Genomic DNA, 18,673 nt, shown 5'->3' on the forward strand with positions numbered 1-18,673 from the left:
GCACTTTTTTCGGGCACTTAGAGTTCGTGCCTCGATTTTTGCCCGGTTTTGTCTCTGGCCGGACTCGACACGACGGTTTTGGTCGACTATCTTGATTAAACGTTTAATCAGCCCTTTCGGACCATCATGGCGTCTTCACGGCCTGCCACCAATCTGAGCGCGATAGCAGCGGCACTCGGCGTGTCGGTTGCAACCGTGTCCAATGCGCTGTCAGGCAAGGGCCGTGTTTCGCCGGAACTGGTGGAGCGCATCCGCAAGACCGCAAGCGAACTTGGTTATGTGCCGAGTTCGGCGGGCAGGGCGCTGCGCACCGGCAGGTCAGGAGTTCTCGGGCTGGTGCTGCCGGATATCGCCAATCCACTCTTCCCACAGATCGCGCAGGCCATCGAAAAGGCAGCCGTCAATGCCGGTTACGGTGTTTTGATCGCCGACTCCCGCGGCGAGATCGCCATGCAGACGGACGCCATCAACCGGCTGATCGAGCGTGGAGTGGATGGCATGGTCGTCGTTCCCCGCCGCGGCACGCGTATCGCGGATGTCGATTGCCCGGTGGCGGTGATCGACAGCCCCTCGACGCCCGGAAATACGGTAGCCGCTGACCACTGGGACGGCGGCCGGCAGATCGGCGAATATCTGGCAGCCCTCGGACACGACAAGGTGGTGCTGATCGGCAAGAACCGCGACTCAAATGTGCAGAACGACCGCCTCGGCGGCATTCGCGATGGTCTGGGCAAGGCCTGCGTCACGGAAACGCTGTGGGTGGACGCCATTGAAAAGGCGGATGGTGCGGGTTGCCGTCTCGGCCTTACCGAAAAGGTGAGGGATGGTTTCACTGCTTTTGCTGCCGTATCCGACCTGCATGCGTTGCGCGCGCTCACTGAATTGCAGCGCGAGGGCATCGAGGTGCCGGAAGAGGCGAGTGTCACCGGCTTCGACGATCTGATTTTCTCCGCCGTGGTGACGCCGCCGCTGACGACGATGCGCATGGATATGCGCCGCATCGCCGATCTGGCCGTGGATGCGCTGTTGCGCGCGATCGATGGCGAGGCGGGCTTCGAAAACGGCATAGCTGCCGAGGTCACGGCAGAAATCTCGAAAGTACCGATGGCGCTGATCATGCGCGGCTCCACCGGCGAAAAAAGCATGATGCGATTGAAGCCAAAAACACGACAGCAGGAGAACTCACACCATGAAAAAAATCATTCTTGCATCGGGCACCGCCCTGATGCTGACGATGGGTGCCGCGCAGGCGCAGGACAAGACGCTGACGATCTCGGTCTACGCCTTCGCGCAGGACGAATTCAAGGAACTGGTCTATACACCGTTCGAAAAGCAATGCGGCTGCAAGCTGGTCGTCGAGACCGGCAACAGCGTTGAGCGCCTCGCCAAGATGGAGGCCAACAAGGCCAATCCGGTGGTCGATCTCGCCATTGTTTCCATGGCGGATGCGCTTTCCGCCACCCGCAAGGACCTGATCCAGAAGATCGATGCCGCCAAGGTGCCGAATATCGGCAAGCTCTATGACATCGCCAAGGATCCGAATGGCGACGGCATGAGCGTCGGCGTCAATTTCTACGCCACGTCAATCGTTTACCGCACAGACAAGATGAAGATCGATAGCTGGGCCGATCTTTTGAAGGACGGTATCGTCGACCACGTCGCTTTCCCGAATGTCACCACCAATCAGGGCCCGCCGGCGCTTTACATGCTGGGCAAGGCCATCGGCAAGGATACGCCTGATCTCTCCGGCGCTATCGAAGCCGTGGGCGAAAAGAAGGACGATATCGTCACGTTCTACGTGAAATCGTCGCAGCTGGTGCAGCTCATGCAGCAGGAAGAAATCTGGGCCGCCCCCATCGGCCGCTTCTCCTGGGCGCCCTTTACCAAGCTCGATCTGCCGCTTGCCTGGGCAACCCCCAAGGAAGGCCAGACCGGCGGCATGAACGTGCTCGTGGTGCCAAAGGGCACGAAGAACGAAGATCTGGCGCTGCAGTTCATGGATTTCTGGCTCTCGACCGACGTTCAGAAGGCGCTGGCCGAAAAGCTCGTGGACAGCCCGACCAACAAGGAAGTCAAGGTGTCCGACGAGGTGGCGAACAATATCACCTATGGGGACGAAACCGCAAAAAGCCTGCAGCTCATTCCTTCCGCCGTAACGCTCGACAACCGTGACAAGTGGCTGTCGGAGTGGAACGCCAAGGTCGGCCAGTAAGTCCTTATCAAGGTTTGGAATGGGGCATTTAAAACGTCCGAAAGGGCGGCTCCATTCCCGGAAAAGCGGTTTGGTCGTCCCCTGACCGCTTTTCCACCTCTCAATTCCGCAAGCTGGCCCTGGCCGGTTGCAGTAACAATCGGCCGCGGGCCGTTCAGGGAATAAAGCGATGTTTCAGAACCGGGCCGAAGCGCTGGCGCTTGCCTTGCCCGCCGCTATTTTCGCGGCGGCGGTCTTTCTTGTGCCGGTCTTCATGCTCCTGTCGGAAGGCTTTCACACCACTGACGGCTGGACATTGTCCGCTTACGCCGATTTCTTCTCCGATCCGCTGAACAGGGCGGTTTTCCTGCGCACCCTGAAGCTTGGCGCGCTCGTCACCATCGTATCTGCGGTGGTGGGTTATGCGGCGGCTTTCGCCATCGTCAATCTGTCGCAGGGCGCGAAAGGACATGTCGTCAATCTGGTCGTCTTGCCGCTGATGATCTCGCCGGTTGCCCGCACCTATGCCTGGATCGTCATTCTCGGAAGAACCGGCATCGTCAACCAGGCGCTTCAGGCTGTAGGACTGAGCGATGCGCCGATCCGTATACTGTTTTCCGAAACGGCTGTTTTCATCGGCCTTCTGCAATTGTTCCTGCCATTGATGATCATTTCCCTCATCAGTGCGCTGGAGAATATGCCCAAGGATACGATCGCAGCCGCCCGCGTTCTCGGCGCAAACTGGCTGCAGGTGTTCTGGAAGGTCATCCTGCCGCTCACCAAGGAGGGGCTTGTTGTCGGCGGCACGCTGGTCTTCACCGGTTCGCTCACGGCCTATATCACGCCGGCCATTCTCGGCGGCTCCAAGGTGCTGATGCTGGAAACCCTGCTCTACCAGCAGGTGACGGTCTCCAACAATTTCGTCGCCGCAAGCGTCATCGCCTTCATCCTGATCGTCATGAGCTTTGCCGCCAATATCCTGCTGAAGCGCATCGCCACCGCAAGGAACAAGAAATGACCCGGCAGCTCTTCATTCCGCTCACGCTCCTGCTCGTTGTCGGCTTCCTGATCGGGCCGTTCCTCATCATCGTTGCGGCCTCGTTTTCGGCCGGCGACACGCTCGCCTTTCCGCCGCAGGGCTTTTCACTGAAATGGATCGCGAAGGTCTTCACCGTCGAAAGTTTCCGTGAAAGCTTCGCGATGTCGATGTTCCTCGCCATCGGCGGCACATTCACGGCGCTCGTCCTCGGTATTCCCGCTTCCTACGCCATGTCGCGCTACAAACTGCCCTTTGCGGAAACCGTGCGCACGATCGTTTCGGCGCCGATCATCGTGCCGGGTATCATCGTCGGTCTGGCGCTGCTGCGCTATTTCGTCGTGCCCTTCGGCATCGGCATCACGCTTGCCCTGTTTCTCGCGCACACGGCGCTCATCCTGCCCTATGCGGTACGGGTGGTTTCGGCCAGCCTCAACAATCTGCGTTCGGATATCGAGGAGGCGGCGGTGCTGCTCGGCTCGTCGCGGTTTGGCGCATTTTTCCGTGTGGTGCTGCCCAATATTCGCGGCGGCATCCTGTCGGCCTTCATCCTCGGTTTCGTGACGAGTTTCAATCAGGTGCCCGTGTCGCTGTTCCTGTCGGGTCCGGGCGTGCGCACGCTGCCAATCGACATGCTGGGCTACATGGAAATCGTCTTCGATCCGTCTGTCGCTGCACTCTCATCGCTGCTCGCCTTCCTTTCCATCGGCATCGTCTTCCTGGCCGAACGTTTTCTGGGGTTCTCCCGTTATGTCTGACGCAAATTACCTTTCGCTCCAAAAAGTCTCGCTCGCCTACGGCAACGGCATCGCCGTCAAGGATCTCGACCTCGATATCCGCAAGGGTGAACTTCTCGCGCTGCTCGGTCCTTCCGGCTGTGGCAAGACCACCACGATGCGCGCCATTGCCGGGCTGATGCCGGTGGCGGGCGGGCGCATCGATCTCGACGGCACCGATATCACCCGCGTCGCCGCCAACAAGCGCGCCGTCGGGCTGGTGTTTCAGTCCTATGCGCTGTTTCCGCACCTGACGGTTTACGAAAACGTCGCCTTCGGCCTGAAACTCAAGGGCATGAATGGCAAGGCGCTTGATGACAAGGTCGCCTCCGGTCTGAAGTCCGTGGGATTGTCGAACTTCGCATCGCGCAAGCCGGCCGAGCTTTCCGGCGGCCAGCAGCAGCGCGTGGCGCTGGCGCGCTCCATGGTCATGGAGCCGAAGGTCCTGCTGCTCGATGAGCCGCTCTCCAACCTTGATGCGCGCCTCAGGCTTGAAATGCGCACCGAATTGCAGCGCGTGCAGAAGGAAACCGGTGTGACGATGATCTTCGTCACCCATGACCAGATCGAGGCGCTCGCACTGGCCGACCGTATTGTCGTCATGAAGGGCGGCAAGATTGAGCAGATCGGTACACCGGAAGAGATCTATAATGCGCCGGTTTCCGCCTTCGTGGCGGATTTCGTTGGCTTTGAAAACATCTTCGCGCTGGAAGGCGGCGCGTTGAAAACCGAAAACGGCAAAACACCGCTTACCGGACCAGTCCCTTCAGCATCTGGACTGGCCTGGCGGCCGCGCATGGTCACCCTTGGTTCAGGTCCTTTCCAGGGAACCGTGCGCGGCACATCCTTTGCCGGAAATACCCGTGAGTACCTGCTGGATACGCTGCTTGGTCCCATCAAGGCGGAGACCGATGCTGCGCTGACCGCCCATACGATTGGTGATACGCTCGCCTTCGACCTTCCGGTCGAAAAGGCGGCAAGCCTCAAGGTGTTTGGCTGATCATGGGTGTGTGGATCGATACCGATATGGGCTTTGACGATATCGCCGCCATCATGGTGGTGCAATCGGCAGGCCTTGCCATAGACGGCATTTCGCTGGTCTTCGGCAATGCGACGCTGGATGTTGTCTGCAGCAACGCCGCAGGCGCGGTCGCCGCCTTCGGCTGGTCCATGCCGCTCCATCAGGGCCGTGCCAAACCCGTCCTTGGCGCGCTCGAAACCGCACAATGCATTCTGGGTGACAGCGGCATTCCGACCGTTGGCCGCAGCCTGCCGGATGCGCCCGCTCTGCCGCAAAGCGACGCTTTCACTGCGCTGTGCGGCTGGCTTGAGGGGGCAGGCGAAAAGCGTATCCTCGCGCTCGGCCCGCTTACCAATATCGCCGCCCTTTGCCTTGCCCGGCCCGATCTTGCCGCGAAAATTTCCGATCTGACCTGGATGGGTGGCGGCGTGACGAGCGGCAACCACACCGCATCTGCCGAATTCAACGCCTTTGCCGATCCGGAAGCGCTGGCCATCGTGCTTTCCCATGACCTGCCGCTGCGCATGGTCGATCTGGACGCCTGCCGCAAGGTCACCGCCTCGCCAGCCGATGTGCTGCCGATCCGAAATGCTGGCGGCAAAAACGCCGGCCTGATTGCCGACCTGTTGGAAGGTTTCATCGGCATCGCCACGAGACGCGGCAGACCGGCCATGGCGCTTTACGATCCCGTTGCCGCTGTCGGCTTCACCTCCGAGCTGCTTGGCTGGCGCCATACGCGGATCGATGTCGAGCTTCACGCGGCGCTAACGCGCGGGCGAACGGTGGTTGAGCCGCGTGCCGACAAGGTTGCCGCCTTCAACGCTCACTTCGCCGACACCGTGAATGCCGAAGCGGCAAAGGCTGCGGTTCTCGAGGCGTTGCGCCGCGAGGCTGCCCGATGAGTGCTCAATCCCCGATACGCGAGCCGGTCGATCTCAACGACGATGCGCTGCGCGCCCGCGCGGTTGCCGCTGCGCGCGGCGATGCGGCTTTCGATGTTCTCATTACCGGCGGAACGCTGGTGGATGTGGTGACGGGGGAGCTTCGCGCCGCTGATATCGGCATTGTCGGTCCGCTAATTGCCAGCGTTCACGAACCGGCAAGCCGCAGCGATGCTGCGCAGCTCGTCGACGCGTTGGGCGCCTTTGTCTCGCCCGGCCTGATCGACACACATATGCACATCGAAAGCTCGATGATAACGCCCGCTGCCTATGCGGCAGCCGTGGTTGCCCGCGGCGTCACCACTATCGTCTGGGACCCGCATGAATTCGGCAATGTCCATGGTGTCGAAGGGGTGCGCTGGGCGGCGAAATCCATCGAAAACCTGCCGCTGCGCGCCATTCTGCTTGCACCCTCCTCAGTGCCATCAGCACCGGGTCTGGAGCGCGGCGGCGCTGATTTCGATGCCGGAATTCTCGCTGATATCCTGTCATGGCCGCAGATTGGCGGGGTTGCGGAAATTATGAACATGCGCGGCGTCATCGAACGCGATCCGCGCATGAGCGGCATCGTACAGGCCGGTCTTGTCTCGGAAAAGCTGATCTGTGGCCATGCGCGCGGCCTGAAGGACGCCGATCTCAACGCCTTCATGGTGGCAGGCGTTTCTTCCGATCACGAGCTGGTCTCGGCTGAAGACCTGATGGCGAAGCTTCGGGCGGGGTTGACCATCGAGCTGCGCGGCTCGCACGATCATCTGCTGCCGGAATTTGTGGAGGCGCTGAATGCGCTCGGCCACCTGCCGCAGACGCTGACGCTCTGCACTGACGATGTTTTCCCGGATGACCTGCTGCGGGGCGGCGGGCTGGATGATGTGGTGCGCCGCCTTGTCCGTTATGGCCTGAAACCGGAATGGGCGCTGCGCGCCGCAACACTGAATGCTGCGCAAAGGCTTGGCCGTGCCGATCTCGGCCTCATCGCCGCCGGTCGCCGTGCCGATATCGTCGTTTTCGAGGATTTGAGTGGTTTTTCACCCCGTCATGTCTTGGCCGGTGGCAGGGCGGTTGCGGAAGCCGGGCAGATGCTCATCGACGTTCCGGCCTGCGATGCGACGGCGCTCGAAGGCTCGATGAAGTTGCCGCTGCGCGCAGCCGATGATTTCCGGGTTGCCTGCGAGGGCGCAAGGGTGCGCCTTGCCACCATCGACCGCCCACGCTTCACGCAATGGGGCGAGGCGGAAGCCGAGGTGAAGGATGGTTTCGTCGTTCCCCCCGAAGGCGCCACGATGATTTCCGTCACCCACCGCCACGGCAAGGCCGAGCCAGTTACCAGGACCGGCTTCCTTACCGGCTGGGGACGCTGGAACGGCGCCTTCGCCACCACCGTCTCGCATGACAGCCACAACCTCACTGTCTTCGGCGGTAATGCCGAAGACATGGCGCTGGCCGCCAATGCGGTGATTGCGACAGGCGGCGGCATGGCTGTCGCCTCTGAGGGTAAGGTGACCGCGCTTCTACCCCTGCCGCTCTCCGGCCTCGTTTCCGATGCGCCGCTTGAAGACGTAGCACAGGCTTTCGAGGAATTGCGCGCCGCTGTCGGCAAGGTGGTCGATTGGCAGCCACCCTATCTGGTCTTCAAAGCCTGCTTCGGCGCCACGCTCGCCTGCAATATCGGCCCGCACCAGACGGATATGGGCATTGCCGATGTGCTTACGGGACGGGTGATGGAAAGCCCGGTGCTTGCGGTTCTCGAATAGCGGAGGTTCGCATCTGCGGGCTGCGATTTATTCCACCTTGGGCCCGTCAGGCGTCTGTGTTTCACGCGCGGCAATGCGCGCTGCCATCACGAAATTCTTCACCACGGGCGATGTCGTTCCGCGCCGATAGGCGAGCGATATGGAAAGCTGTGGCGGCGGACCGCTGGAGGGCAGCAGGACGATGTTGTGCATTTTGACTTGTGCGACGGATTCCGGAACGAGGGAAACCCCGAGTTCGGCCGCGACCAGCGACAATATCGAGACGATTTGCGGTGCAGCCGGCCCGAGACGCGGCGTGAATCCAGCCTCCTCGCAGGCTTTTATCGATGCATCGTGAAGGCTGGTGCCGATGCTGCGTGGCGTCAGAATGAAAGGGTCGTCGCGCAGTTCCATCAGGTCTATGGCGGTTCCGCGCCGCGCGAGTGGATGGGATGCCGGCAGGGCGACCAGAAGCGGTTCGTCAGTGAGCACTTCCTCGAGCAACGTATCAGGGTCGGATTGTGAGGGGCGCAGCAGCGCCACGTCCAGCCGATCTTCAAGTAGGGCCGGCGTCAGTGCGAGAGCAGCTGCCTCCATCACCTGAAGTTCTACGTCAGGGTATTTGCGTCTGTAAGTGCGGATGCAGGCCGGAACCAGAGGGTTGAGCGCCGCCGTGCCGGTAACGCCTATTCTCAGGATACCGGTTTCACCGGCCGCCGCCCTGCGTGCAAGCCGGATACCTTCGCTCACCTGATGCGGAATATGGGTCACCGCGATGCGAAACGCATGACCCGCCGGCGTTAGTTCCGCGCCATGCGCGAGACGCCGGAATAGCCGCACGCCGATTTCCTGTTCCAGAACCTTTATCTGCTGGCTGAGCGGCGGCTGCGCGATTCCCAGATGTTCTGCCGCCCGCGTGAAGCTGCCTTCATTGGCGATGGCCAGAAAATAGCGGATGTGCCTGAGTTCCATGATATTAGATCCAGATATGATAGGAACGCCTTCCATATATTAGAATGAAAGACGGAGCTGCGCTATAGCTGGGAGCGAAAAGGACAAACCCGATGCGCCAGCTCAAAAAACAGGATTTCACCCCGCCGATCGTCATGACGGAGGAGCCGCCGGATGTGCTCTGGATCCGGCAGGGAAGCCGCCAGTTCCGCCGGGCGAGTTGGGCGCTCTTTCTGGCCGGCTTCGCCAGCTTTTCGCTGATTTATTGCGTGCAGCCGCTGCTGCCGGAATTTCCGGCGGAATTCGGCATAAACCCCGCAACCGCATCGCTCGCCCTGTCGCTGACGACGGGAACGCTCGCCTTCGCCATTCTTCTCAGCGGTGCTTTTGCCCAGCTCTTCACCCGCCGAAATCTGATGTTCGTTTCGATGATGCTGGCCGCTATCGCCAATATCATTGCAGCAAGCACGGAAGGTTGGGCATGGCTGCTTGCCGCCCGCGCGCTGGAAGGGTTCGTGCTCGGCGGCGTTCCCGCCGTCGCTATGGCTTATCTTGCCGAGGAGATCGAACCTTCCAGTCTCGGCAAGGCGATGGGGCTTTATGTCGGCGGCACGGCCTTCGGCTCCATGGCCGGGCGTGTCGGCATGGGGCTGGTGTCCGCCTATACGTCCTGGCAGGTCGCAATGTATGCGCTGGGGGCGGTCTGCATCCTTGCGGCCATCGGCTTCCTGCTGCTTCTTCCGCCCTCGCGGAATTTCCGGCCGCAGCACATGCCGCTGAAAAATCATCTGAGAATATGGGCGCAACATCTTGGAAATCCTGAACTTCGGCGGTTCTATTTCCTTGGCGCGATGCTGACGAGCGTGTTCACCACCGTTTTCAACTATTGCGCCTTTCGCCTCGTCGCGCCGCCTTACGAATTGGGCCGCACCGCCGTCAGCATGATCTTCCTGACCTTTGCCCTGGGTATCGTCGCTTCCTCCTATGGCGGTGCTCTGGTCGACCGGTTCAGCCGGCGGATCATGCTGGTGGTTGCCTTTTCCACCATCCTTGCCGGTATCCTGCTGACCTTCGCCTCAAGCATCATCCTCATCGTGGCGGGGATTGCGGCGATAACCGTCGGATTTTTCATTGGGCATTCGGCTGCCAGCAGTGGTGTGGGTGCCAATGCGGGAGGCGCCAAAAGCCATGCTTCCGCGCTTTATCTGCTGTTTTATTATTGCGGAGCGAGCATCACCGGCTGGATCGGTGGCTGGTTCTGGATCCATGCCGGCTGGCCCGGCATCATGGCCATCACCGCCGGCTGCGCGCTTGCCGGAATTTTCGCCAGCCTTGCCGGTCCGAGCGCGCGGCGCGTCTGAGCGGCCATCGCCGATGCATCCGGCCTTTTTTACTCCGCCGCCAGTTCCTGCTCCACCAGTGTTGCCCAGAAAGCGACGCCGGGGACGATTGCCGCGTCGTTGAAGTCGTAGGAGGTGTTGTGGTGCAGCGCGCCATCCACCGCGGGGCCGTTGCCGAGCCAGACGTAGCAGCCGGGGGCTTCGCCCGCGAAAAAGGCGAAGTCGTCGCCGGCGGTCGAGGGCGGGAAGGCGGTGCGGGATTTGTTGCCGAAGACGGTCTTGGCGGCTCGCAGCGCCCGTTTCGTCGCATCGGCATCGTTGATGACGGGCGGAATGCGGCGGATGAATTCATAGCTTGCCTCGATGCCGAACATCGCCGCCGTACCCTTCGCGAGCCTGCCGATTTCCGTTTCAAGCTGGCTGCGCACCTCAGGCGCGTAGGCGCGTGCGGTGCCGCCGATTTCGACGAGATCGGGAATGACGTTGAGCGCCTTGGGGTCACCCGCCTGCACCGAGCAGGCGCTGACGACGGCAGGTTGCAGCGGATCGACGACGCGGCCGACGATGGTTTGCAGCGAAGCGAGCAAGGTGCCCGCCGCCGTTACCGGATCGCGGCCGAGATGCGGCTTGGCGCCGTGGGTACCGATGCCCCTGAAGGTGACGCGCCAGCTATCGGAAGAGGCAAGCTGCGGTCCTTCCACCACGGCCATTTCGTCAATGCCAAGCCCCGGCATGTTGTGCAGGCCATAAACTGCATCGCAGGGAAACAGGTCGAAAAGCCCGTCCTCAACCATTTTTTTGGCGCCGCCACGGCCTTCTTCGGCCGGCTGGAAGATGAAATGGACGGTGCCGGAAAAATCGCGGGTACTGGCGAGATAACGCGCAGCGCCCAGCAGCATGGCGGTGTGGCCGTCATGGCCGCAGGCATGCATCTTGCCGGGGAATTTCGATTTATAGGGCCGGTCGGGAATTTCCGGCATGGCCAGCGCATCCATGTCGGCGCGAAGACCGATACTGCGGGTGCCGTTGCCCACCTGCAGCGTGCCGACCACGCCGGTGCCGCCCAAGCCGCGATGCACCTTCACTCCCGCCCTTTCGAGAAGATCGGCGACGATGGCGCTGGTTCTCTCCTCTTCAAAGCCCAGTTCCGGATGGGCGTGGAGATCGTGGCGAAGCTCCGTCAGGAATGGCAGGTCCTCGCCGATGCGGTCCAGCAGTCTCATGGGTAGCTTGTCCTTGAATATGGGGAAAACCCACGCCATAGGTGGGCTTGTCCGAATGCCTGTTGCTTTGTTTCCTTCTAGCTGAAAAACCCAATGAAATGAACCCGCCGCATGCCTGCGGTTGTCGAAATGCCTGATATGCCGAACGGGGATGGCGCGGATGAAAATCGCTTCCGCTTTGCCGTCCCGCTTCTGAAAGGAAAACCGATGCCGCAATCCGCATCGCCCGCCGCATCATCCCCCGCCGCGCCGCATGAGTTCTGGCAGGATGTTCTTCCGCCCCGTTCGTTCGATACGACAGGCCCGCATTCGGCTTTCTTTCCGGCGGAGCTGGACGACGGGCGGCAGATCTGCCTGCCGATCAGGCCCTTGGCGGATGGCGAACATGCGCTTGCCTCGCTCATCGTCAATCAGGCCTCTTTTGACGTGCTGGAAGTGCTGGCCGCCGACCTTGCGGAAAAGCTTCGCCCACTCAAGCCAGATGTCGTGATCGGCCTGCCGACTCTGGGGCTTACGCTTGCCGCAGCCGTTGCCCGTCACCTCGGCCATTCGCGATATGTGCCGCTCGGCACTTCGCGCAAATTCTGGTATCTGGAGGAACTGTCGGTGCCGATGTCCTCCATCACCACCAAGCAGGAAAAACGGCTTTACATCGATCCGCGCATGTTGCCCCTCATCGAGGGCCGGCGGGTGGCGCTGGTGGACGATGTCATCTCCAGCGGCAGTTCCATCATTTCAGGTCTTTCGCTTCTCGCCTCATCCGGCATCAAGCCGTTGGCAATCGGCGCTGCCATGCTGCAATCGGATCGCTGGATGCAAAAAATCGCTGCTTTCGGGCCGGAATGGCCGGAGCGGGTGAGGGGTGTTTTCGCGACGCCGCTGCTGAAAAAAGCCGTAGGCGGCTGGCAGGCTTGACGTTGCGCAATTCCCGGCAAAAGGCAAGTGGTGATAATTTCATCGTTGCCTAATTTGCGTCTTGCGGAGCCGTGAGAGATCGTCCTAAGATCGTTTCTGACAGACTATAGCAGTCGGCGAAAAATGCGCCGGTTTGCTCTCGCGCGGTGTTATTCCGGCGTCTGCCCGCCCCCTTTGGTTTTGCCGCTTACTGGAATTTCTTGACATGCATGCAGTGTTCGACGGTCATAATGATGTGCTGCTTCGGTTGTGGCGCAACAGCAAGGCCGGTGGCGATCCGGTGGCTGAATTCAAGAACGGTACCCGCGAAGGCCATATCGACGGTCCGCGTGCACGTGCAGGCGGTCTCGGCGGCGGCATCTGCGCCATCTACATTCCCTCCGGCGATCTGGTCCTGCAGGAGCCGGACGCGCAGGGTCATTACGATACACCGCTTGCGGCGCCGCTCGAACGCCAGCCCTCGCTCGATATTGCGATGGAAAAGGCTGCGATCGCGCTCAGGCTTGACCGTGCCGGCGCCTGGCGCCTTTGCCGCTCGACGGCCGATATCCGCAAGGCCTTTGCCGAGGATATTTTCGCGGCCGTGCTGCACATGGAAGGCTGTGAGGCGATCGGTGCCGATCTCGATGCGCTTGAGGTTTTTTATGCCGCCGGCCTGCGTTCGCTCGGTCCGGTCTGGAGCCGGCACAATATTTTCGGTCACGGCGTTCCCTTCTCCTATCCAATGTCGCCCGATACCGCGCCCGGCCTTACCGATGCCGGTTTTGCTCTGGTCAAGGAGTGCAACCGGCTCGGCATTCTCATCGATCTCGCCCACATCACCGAAAAGGGCTTCTGGGATGTGGCGAAGACCACGAACCAGCCTTTGATCGCCAGCCATTCCAACGCACATGCGCTCACCCCCGTCGCCCGCAATCTTACTGACCGGCAGATGGATGCCATCAAGGAGAGCGGTGGTCTGGTGGGCCTCAACTACGCGGTCACCATGTTGCGGGCGGATGCGCGCGACATTGCCGACACGCCGCTTTCCGACATGGTGCGCCACATCGACTACATGGTGGAGCGTATGGGCGTCGATTGCGTGGCGCTCGGATCGGATTTCGACGGCGCGACGGTACCCGTTGGCGTTGCCGATGCCAGCGGCAACCACAATCTGGTTGCGGCGCTGAAATCGGCGGGCTACGGTGATGGAGAACTTGCTAAAATATGCCGGGAAAACTGGCTGCGCGTCCTATCCCAGGCCTGGCACGAGCCGGCCTGAAGGCAAATAAAAGCGAACTAAATCAATCTCATAACAAAAGGGGAGATCCTATGATCAAATCGCTCAACAAGTCCATGCGTATCCTCAGCACCAGCGCTGCTCTGTCGCTGATGATGCTGTCTGCGCCGCACGCTTTTGCCGCCACGCCGGCCGATACGCTGGTCGAAGGTTTCGCCATCGACGACATCATCACGCTCGATCCGGGTGAGGCATTCGAGCTTTCGGCAGCTGAAGTTACCGGCAACACCTACAGCAAGCTGGTTTCCATCGATCTCAACGACACGTCCAAGGTGATCGGCGATCTGGCCGAGAGCTGGACGACCTCTGAAGACGGTCTCACCTATACCTTCAAGCTGAAGACCGGCTTGAAATTCGCCTCCGGCAATCCGGTGACGGCAGATGATGTTGCCTTTTCCTTTGAACGTGCCATCAAGCTCGACAAGTCGCCAGCATTCCTTCTGACGCAGTTCGGTCTCAAGGGCGACAACGTCACTGAGAAGGCGAAAGCGACGGATGCCAACACCTTCGTACTGACGGTCGACAAGCCCTACGCACCAAGCTTCGTGCTGAACGTTCTGACCGCGACGGTTGCCGCAGTTGTCGACAAGAAGCTGGTAACCGAAAAGGCCAAGCCCGTCACGCCGAGCGCCGATTACAAATACGACACCGATTTCGGCAATGCGTTCCTGAAAACAGGTTATGCCGGTTCCGGCCCCTACAAGATCCTTGGCTGGAAGGCCAACGAAGCCGTCATTCTGGAGGCCAACCCCAACTATTACGGTGAGAAGCCGAAGTTGAAGCGCGTGGTCTATCGTCACATGAAGGAAAGCTCCGGCCAGCGCCTGGCGCTTGAAAACGGTGATATCGATGTTGCCCGCAACCTCGAGCCGGGTGATATGGAAGCCGTTTCCAAGAAGGAAGGCCTTGCCGTCACCTCCGCGCCAAAGGGCACCGTTTATTACTTCAGCCTCAACCAGAAGAACGAGAACCTGAAGAAGCCTGAGGTCGTCGAGGCCTTTAAATATCTCGTCGACTACGACGCGATCGGCGCGACGATCATCAAGGGCATCGGCGAAATCCACCAGACCTTCCTGCCAAAGGGCCAGCTCGGCGCGCTTGACGAGAACCCATACAAGCTCGACGTCGCCAAGGCCAAGGAACTGCTGGCGAAGGCTGGTCTGAAGGACGGCTTCACAGTGACCATGGATGTGCGCAACACGCAGCCGGTGACCGGCATTGCCGAAAGCGTACAGCAGACGCTGGCGCAGGCTGGCATCAAGCTGGAAATCATTCCCGGCGACGGCAAGCAGACGCTTACCAAGTATCGCGCCCGCACGCACGATATCTACATCGGCCAGTGGGGTTCGGACTATTTCGACCCGAACTCGAATGCCGAGACCTTCACGATCAACTACGACAACTCCGAAGAAGGCAAGAACAAGACGCTTGCCTGGCGTAACGCCTGGGACGTTCCGGAGTTGACGAAGGAAACGCAGTCGGCACTTCTGGAAAAGGATAATGCCAAGCGCGCCGCCATCTATCAGAACCTCCAGAAGGAAGTTCTGGAAAAAGGCCCGTTCGTCATCATCTTCCAGCAGACGGAAGTGGCGGGATACTCCGCGAAGCTCAAGGGCCTGAAGCTCGGACCGAGCTTCGACACCAACTATGTCTATACGATCTCCAAGGAATGATCCGGAAGGATCGGTCTCTTGAGCATCGTTGAAGCAAACAGCCGGGCGAGGCAGGGCAAACGCCGTGCCAACGCCCGCGCGAAGGCCATTCTCGGCTTCGCCGTCACCGTCATCACCACCTTTCTGGGGCTGATGGCGGTTACATTTTTCATTGGCCGCGTTGTACCGATCGATCCCGCACTGGCGATTGTCGGCGACCGCGCGCCTGCGCATGTGGTCGAGCGCGTGCGTGAGCAGCTCGGCCTCAACCTGCCGCTCTGGCAGCAGTTCTTCATCTATCTGAAGCAGGCGCTGTCGGGTGATTTCGGCATCTCAGTCCTCACCACCAACCCGGTGATGGAGGATATCAAGCGGGTTTTCCCGGCAACCATAGAGCTTGCCACGCTCGGCACCATCATCGGCGCCGTTTTTGGCATTCCGCTCGGCGTGCTTGCCGCGGTCAAGCGCGGCAGCTTTGCCGACCAGGTCGTGCGCGTCATCGGCCTTATCGGCTATTCCGTGCCGATTTTCTGGCTTGGCCTCCTGGCGCTCCTGGTGTTTTACGCCCGGTTGCAATGGGTCGCCTATCCCGGCCGGATGGATATCGTCTACGAATTCACCTTCACGCCGGTCACGGGTTTCTTCCTGATCGACGCGATCTGGCAACGGCAATGGGACGTATTGTGGGATCTTTTCCGCCACATCATCCTGCCCGCCTCGCTGCTCGGCTATTTTTCGTTGGCCTATATCAGCCGCATGACGCGTTCGTTCATGCTGAATGAGCTCGCCCAGGAATATATCGTTGCGGCGCGCGCCAAAGGGCTTTCGGAAACGCGCATCATCTGGTTTCACGCTCTGCGCAACGCCGCCGTGCCGCTGGTGACCGTGATTGCGCTATCTTACGCCGGTCTGCTGGAAGGTTCGGTGCTGACCGAAACCATCTTCGCGTGGCCGGGGCTCGGCCTCTACATCACCAATTCCCTGCAGAATGCGGATATGAATGCCGTTCTTGGCGGCACGATCGTGATCGGCGCCATCTTCGTCGGCATCAATCTCTTCTCCGATCTGCTTTACCGGACGCTCGACCCAAGGACGCGCAGCCGATGACGATTTCGACCGATACACTCAAACCCTACAGCCGCGAATGGCTGCTCTCCGACCGGCCTGCCTCGCGCAGGCAGGCACGGCTTGGCCGTGCCTATGTCATCTGGCGGCGCTTTTCGGAAAACCGGCTGGCGCTGCTTGGCCTCGGCATCATCATTGCGCTGCTGCTTGTCGCACTGTTCGCCAATGTGCTTGCACCACACGATCCGGTGCAGGGCGATCTGCGCAATGCCCGGCTTCTGCCTCCGGGGACAGAAGGTTACCTGCTCGGCACTGACGATCAGGGGCGTGATATTCTCTCGCGCCTCATCCACGGTTCGCGGCTGACCCTGTTCGTCGTGCTGCTGGTGGCCATCATCGCCGCACCCATCGGACTCATCGTCGGCACCGTTTCGGGTTATGCCGGCGGCTGGGTGGATGCCGTTCTGATGCGCATCACCGATATCTTTCTGGCCTTTCCGAAGCTGGTTCTGGCGCTTGCGCTGGTGGCCGCACTTGGACCGGGCATTGAAAACGCGGTGCTCGCCATCGCGGTCACCTCATGGCCGCCTTATGCGCGCATCGCGCGCGCCGAAACCATGACCTTCCGCAATTCCGATTTCATCGCGGCGGTCAAGCTCATGGGCGCGTCGCCGTTCCGCATCGTTCTGAAACACGTCATGCCACTTTGCATGTCGTCGCTCATCGTGCGTGTCACGCTCGATATGGCGGGCATTATCCTCACCGCGGCCGGTCTCGGCTTCCTTGGCCTCGGTGCACAGCCGCCGCTGCCGGAATGGGGCGCGATGATTGCTTCCGGACGCCGTTTCATTCTCGACCAATGGTGGGTTGCCGCCATGCCGGGCATTGCGATCCTGATCGTCAGCCTCGGTTTCAACCTTCTCGGCGATGGCCTGCGCGATGCGCTGGACCCCAAGGAGGCGAACCAATGAGCGCGCCGCTTCTGACCGTCGAGAACCTGCGCGTTTCCTTCCCCACCCGCACCGGGCTGGTGGAGGCGGTGCGTGGCGTCTCGTTCACGCTGGGACGCGAACGCCTTGGCATCGTCGGCGAGTCCGGCTCCGGCAAATCGCAGACCGGCCGCGCCATCATGGGCCTGACGCCGAAAAGCGCTCGCATCGAGGCCGATGTGTTGCGCTTCGGCGATGTTGATCTTCTCGGTGCTTCGGCAAAGGAGCGGCGGCTCATGCGCGGCAAGCGCCTGGCCATGATCCTGCAGGACCCGAAATATTCGTTGAACCCGGTCATGCCCATCGGCCGCCAGATCATGGAAACGCTGCGTACCCATGAAAGCATCGGTTCCGGCGAGGCGCGCCAACGCACGCTCGCCATGCTGGAGGCGGTGCAGATCCGCGATCCCGAGCGCGTGTTCGATCTTTACCCGCACGAGGTTTCCGGCGGAATGGGCCAACGCGTCATGATTGCCATGATGCTGGTCTGCGGCCCGGAACTTCTGATCGCCGATGAGCCGACTTCCGCGCTCGACGTGACGGTGCAGCTCGAAGTGCTCGATATTCTCGACAAGCTGGTTCGCGACCGCGGCATGGGGCTGATTTTCGTCAGCCACGATCTGAGGCTGGTGTCATCTTTCTGCGACCGCGTTCTCGTCATGTACGCGGGCAAGGTCGTTGAGGAGCTGTCTTCTGCCAATCTTAAAGAGGCGAAGCATCCCTATACGCAGGGTCTTTTGAACTGCCTGCCGGAAATTGGCGGCCACCGGCATCCGCTGCCGGTTCTGGAACGCAAGGCGGAGTGGCGCGCATGAACACGGTTCTTTCTATCAAAGACATGGTGGTCGATTTCGACGGATATATCGCCCTCGACAGCGTCAGCATCGATGTGGCCGAGGGTGAGTCCTTCGGTATCGTCGGCGAGTCCGGTTCCGGCAAGTCGACGCTGCTTCGGGCGATTGCCGGCCTCAACCATTTCGACGAAGGCTCGTTGATGGTGGCAGGTCGCTCCTATTCGGGCAAGCACCGCGACAAGAGCTTCTATAGCGATGTGCAGATGGTGTTTCAGGACCCTTACGGTTCCCTGCACCCCCGCCAGACAGTGGATGCGCTGCTGCTGGAACCACTCGTCATCCATGGTCTCGACAATCGCGAGCATCGGATCGCGCGCGCGCTTGATGAGGTGGGTCTCGGCACCGGTTTCCGCTTCCGCTATTCGCACCAGCTTTCCGGCGGTCAGCGGCAGCGTATCGCCATTGCCCGCGCGCTGATCGTCGAGCCGAAGATCCTGCTATTGGATGAGCCGACCTCGGCGCTCGACGCGTCCATCCAGGCGGAAATCCTCAATCTGCTGGAACAGGCCCGCAAGGACCGCAACCTCACCTTCGTTATGGTCAGCCACGATCTCGGCGTCATCAGCCACATGTGCGATCGCCTTGCGGTGATGAAAAGCGGCAAGGTGGTGGAAATGCTGGAGGCGGAAGCGCTGGAAAGCCGCGAGTTTACTGCGGATTATACCAGGCAGCTGCTGGTGGCGAGCGAGGGCTTCAAGCGCGCTTGAGCT

General features: G+C 60.8%; 16 protein-coding genes and 1 pseudogene. 15 read left to right on the forward strand and 2 right to left on the reverse strand.

Features of this window, described 5'->3' with window-relative positions:
* Positions 1-126 precede the first annotated feature (126 nt).
* From RBH71_RS10845 to RBH71_RS10875, 7 genes and pseudogenes are all read left to right on the forward strand, one after another.
* Positions 127-1,182: pseudogene (locus RBH71_RS10845) on the forward strand (LacI family DNA-binding transcriptional regulator); the annotation flags it as partial.
* A gap of 7 nt (positions 1,183-1,189) precedes the next feature.
* Entirely contained in the window at positions 1,190-2,212 is a 1,023-nt protein-coding gene (locus tag RBH71_RS10850; RefSeq protein ID WP_003518109.1) for an ABC transporter substrate-binding protein, read from the forward strand.
* 169 nt (positions 2,213-2,381) lie between these two features.
* Positions 2,382-3,209 (forward strand): ABC transporter permease, encoded by an 828-nt coding sequence (locus tag RBH71_RS10855; RefSeq protein ID WP_003504739.1) that lies wholly within the window; start codon positions 2,382-2,384, stop codon positions 3,207-3,209.
* On the forward strand, positions 3,206-3,985 hold the full coding sequence (locus RBH71_RS10860) for an ABC transporter permease (RefSeq protein WP_003504740.1): 780 nt from the start codon (positions 3,206-3,208) through the stop codon (positions 3,983-3,985). The genes RBH71_RS10855 and RBH71_RS10860 overlap by 4 nt, the downstream gene beginning before the upstream one ends.
* Positions 3,978-5,003, forward strand: coding sequence for an ABC transporter ATP-binding protein (locus RBH71_RS10865; RefSeq protein WP_323687284.1), 1,026 nt, complete (start codon positions 3,978-3,980; stop codon positions 5,001-5,003). The genes RBH71_RS10860 and RBH71_RS10865 overlap by 8 nt, the downstream gene beginning before the upstream one ends.
* 2 nt (positions 5,004-5,005) lie before the next feature.
* On the forward strand, positions 5,006-5,926 hold the full coding sequence (locus RBH71_RS10870) for a nucleoside hydrolase (protein ID WP_003518107.1): 921 nt from the start codon (positions 5,006-5,008) through the stop codon (positions 5,924-5,926).
* A complete protein-coding gene (locus RBH71_RS10875) occupies positions 5,923-7,716 on the forward strand; it encodes an adenine deaminase (protein WP_323687285.1) in 1,794 nt (597 codons plus the stop codon). Before RBH71_RS10870 ends, RBH71_RS10875 begins: the two co-directional genes overlap by 4 nt.
* 27 nt (positions 7,717-7,743) lie before the next feature.
* On the opposite strand, the gene RBH71_RS10880 is transcribed toward RBH71_RS10875, so the two are convergent.
* Complete coding sequence (locus RBH71_RS10880) at positions 7,744-8,667, reverse strand: LysR family transcriptional regulator (RefSeq protein WP_003504744.1); 924 nt, start codon at positions 8,665-8,667, stop codon at positions 7,744-7,746.
* A gap of 92 nt (positions 8,668-8,759) precedes the next feature.
* Between RBH71_RS10880 and RBH71_RS10885 the strand changes: the two genes are divergently transcribed.
* Positions 8,760-10,007 carry an MFS transporter gene (locus tag RBH71_RS10885; RefSeq protein ID WP_003518104.1) on the forward strand — a complete coding sequence of 416 codons (1,248 nt, stop codon included), beginning with the start codon at positions 8,760-8,762 and terminating at the stop codon, positions 10,005-10,007.
* A 29-nt stretch (positions 10,008-10,036) separates the two neighbouring features.
* On the opposite strand, the gene RBH71_RS10890 is transcribed toward RBH71_RS10885, so the two are convergent.
* Positions 10,037-11,209, reverse strand: coding sequence for a M20 aminoacylase family protein (locus tag RBH71_RS10890; protein WP_323687286.1), 1,173 nt, complete (start codon positions 11,207-11,209; stop codon positions 10,037-10,039).
* A 207-nt stretch (positions 11,210-11,416) separates the two neighbouring features.
* Between RBH71_RS10890 and RBH71_RS10895 the strand changes: the two genes are divergently transcribed.
* The 7 genes from RBH71_RS10895 to RBH71_RS10925 all read left to right on the forward strand — a co-directional run bounded on the left by RBH71_RS10895 (position 11,417) and on the right by RBH71_RS10925 (position 18,670).
* Entirely contained in the window at positions 11,417-12,124 is a 708-nt protein-coding gene (locus RBH71_RS10895; protein WP_323687385.1) for a phosphoribosyltransferase, read from the forward strand.
* Positions 12,125-12,329: 205 nt separating this feature from the next.
* Positions 12,330-13,385 (forward strand): dipeptidase, encoded by a 1,056-nt coding sequence (locus RBH71_RS10900; protein WP_003518101.1) that lies wholly within the window; start codon positions 12,330-12,332, stop codon positions 13,383-13,385.
* A 50-nt stretch (positions 13,386-13,435) separates the two neighbouring features.
* Positions 13,436-15,076 (forward strand): ABC transporter substrate-binding protein, encoded by a 1,641-nt coding sequence (locus RBH71_RS10905; RefSeq protein ID WP_003518100.1) that lies wholly within the window; start codon positions 13,436-13,438, stop codon positions 15,074-15,076.
* Positions 15,077-15,094: 18 nt separating this feature from the next.
* Positions 15,095-16,162, forward strand: coding sequence for an ABC transporter permease (locus RBH71_RS10910; protein ID WP_003518099.1), 1,068 nt, complete (start codon positions 15,095-15,097; stop codon positions 16,160-16,162).
* On the forward strand, positions 16,159-17,091 hold the full coding sequence (nikC, locus tag RBH71_RS10915; RefSeq protein ID WP_003518097.1) for a nickel transporter permease: 933 nt from the start codon (positions 16,159-16,161) through the stop codon (positions 17,089-17,091). Before RBH71_RS10910 ends, nikC begins: the two co-directional genes overlap by 4 nt.
* On the forward strand, positions 17,088-17,924 hold the full coding sequence (locus RBH71_RS10920; protein ID WP_003518096.1) for an ABC transporter ATP-binding protein: 837 nt from the start codon (positions 17,088-17,090) through the stop codon (positions 17,922-17,924). Before nikC ends, RBH71_RS10920 begins: the two co-directional genes overlap by 4 nt.
* Positions 17,921-18,670 (forward strand): ABC transporter ATP-binding protein, encoded by a 750-nt coding sequence (locus tag RBH71_RS10925; protein WP_115064552.1) that lies wholly within the window; start codon positions 17,921-17,923, stop codon positions 18,668-18,670. The genes RBH71_RS10920 and RBH71_RS10925 overlap by 4 nt, the downstream gene beginning before the upstream one ends.
* The last annotated feature ends 3 nt before the right edge of the window (positions 18,671-18,673 follow it).

It is taken from the genome of Rhizobium sp. AN68, from assembly GCF_030758035.1.
GTDB classification, from domain to species: domain Bacteria; phylum Pseudomonadota; class Alphaproteobacteria; order Rhizobiales; family Rhizobiaceae; genus Agrobacterium; species Agrobacterium tumefaciens.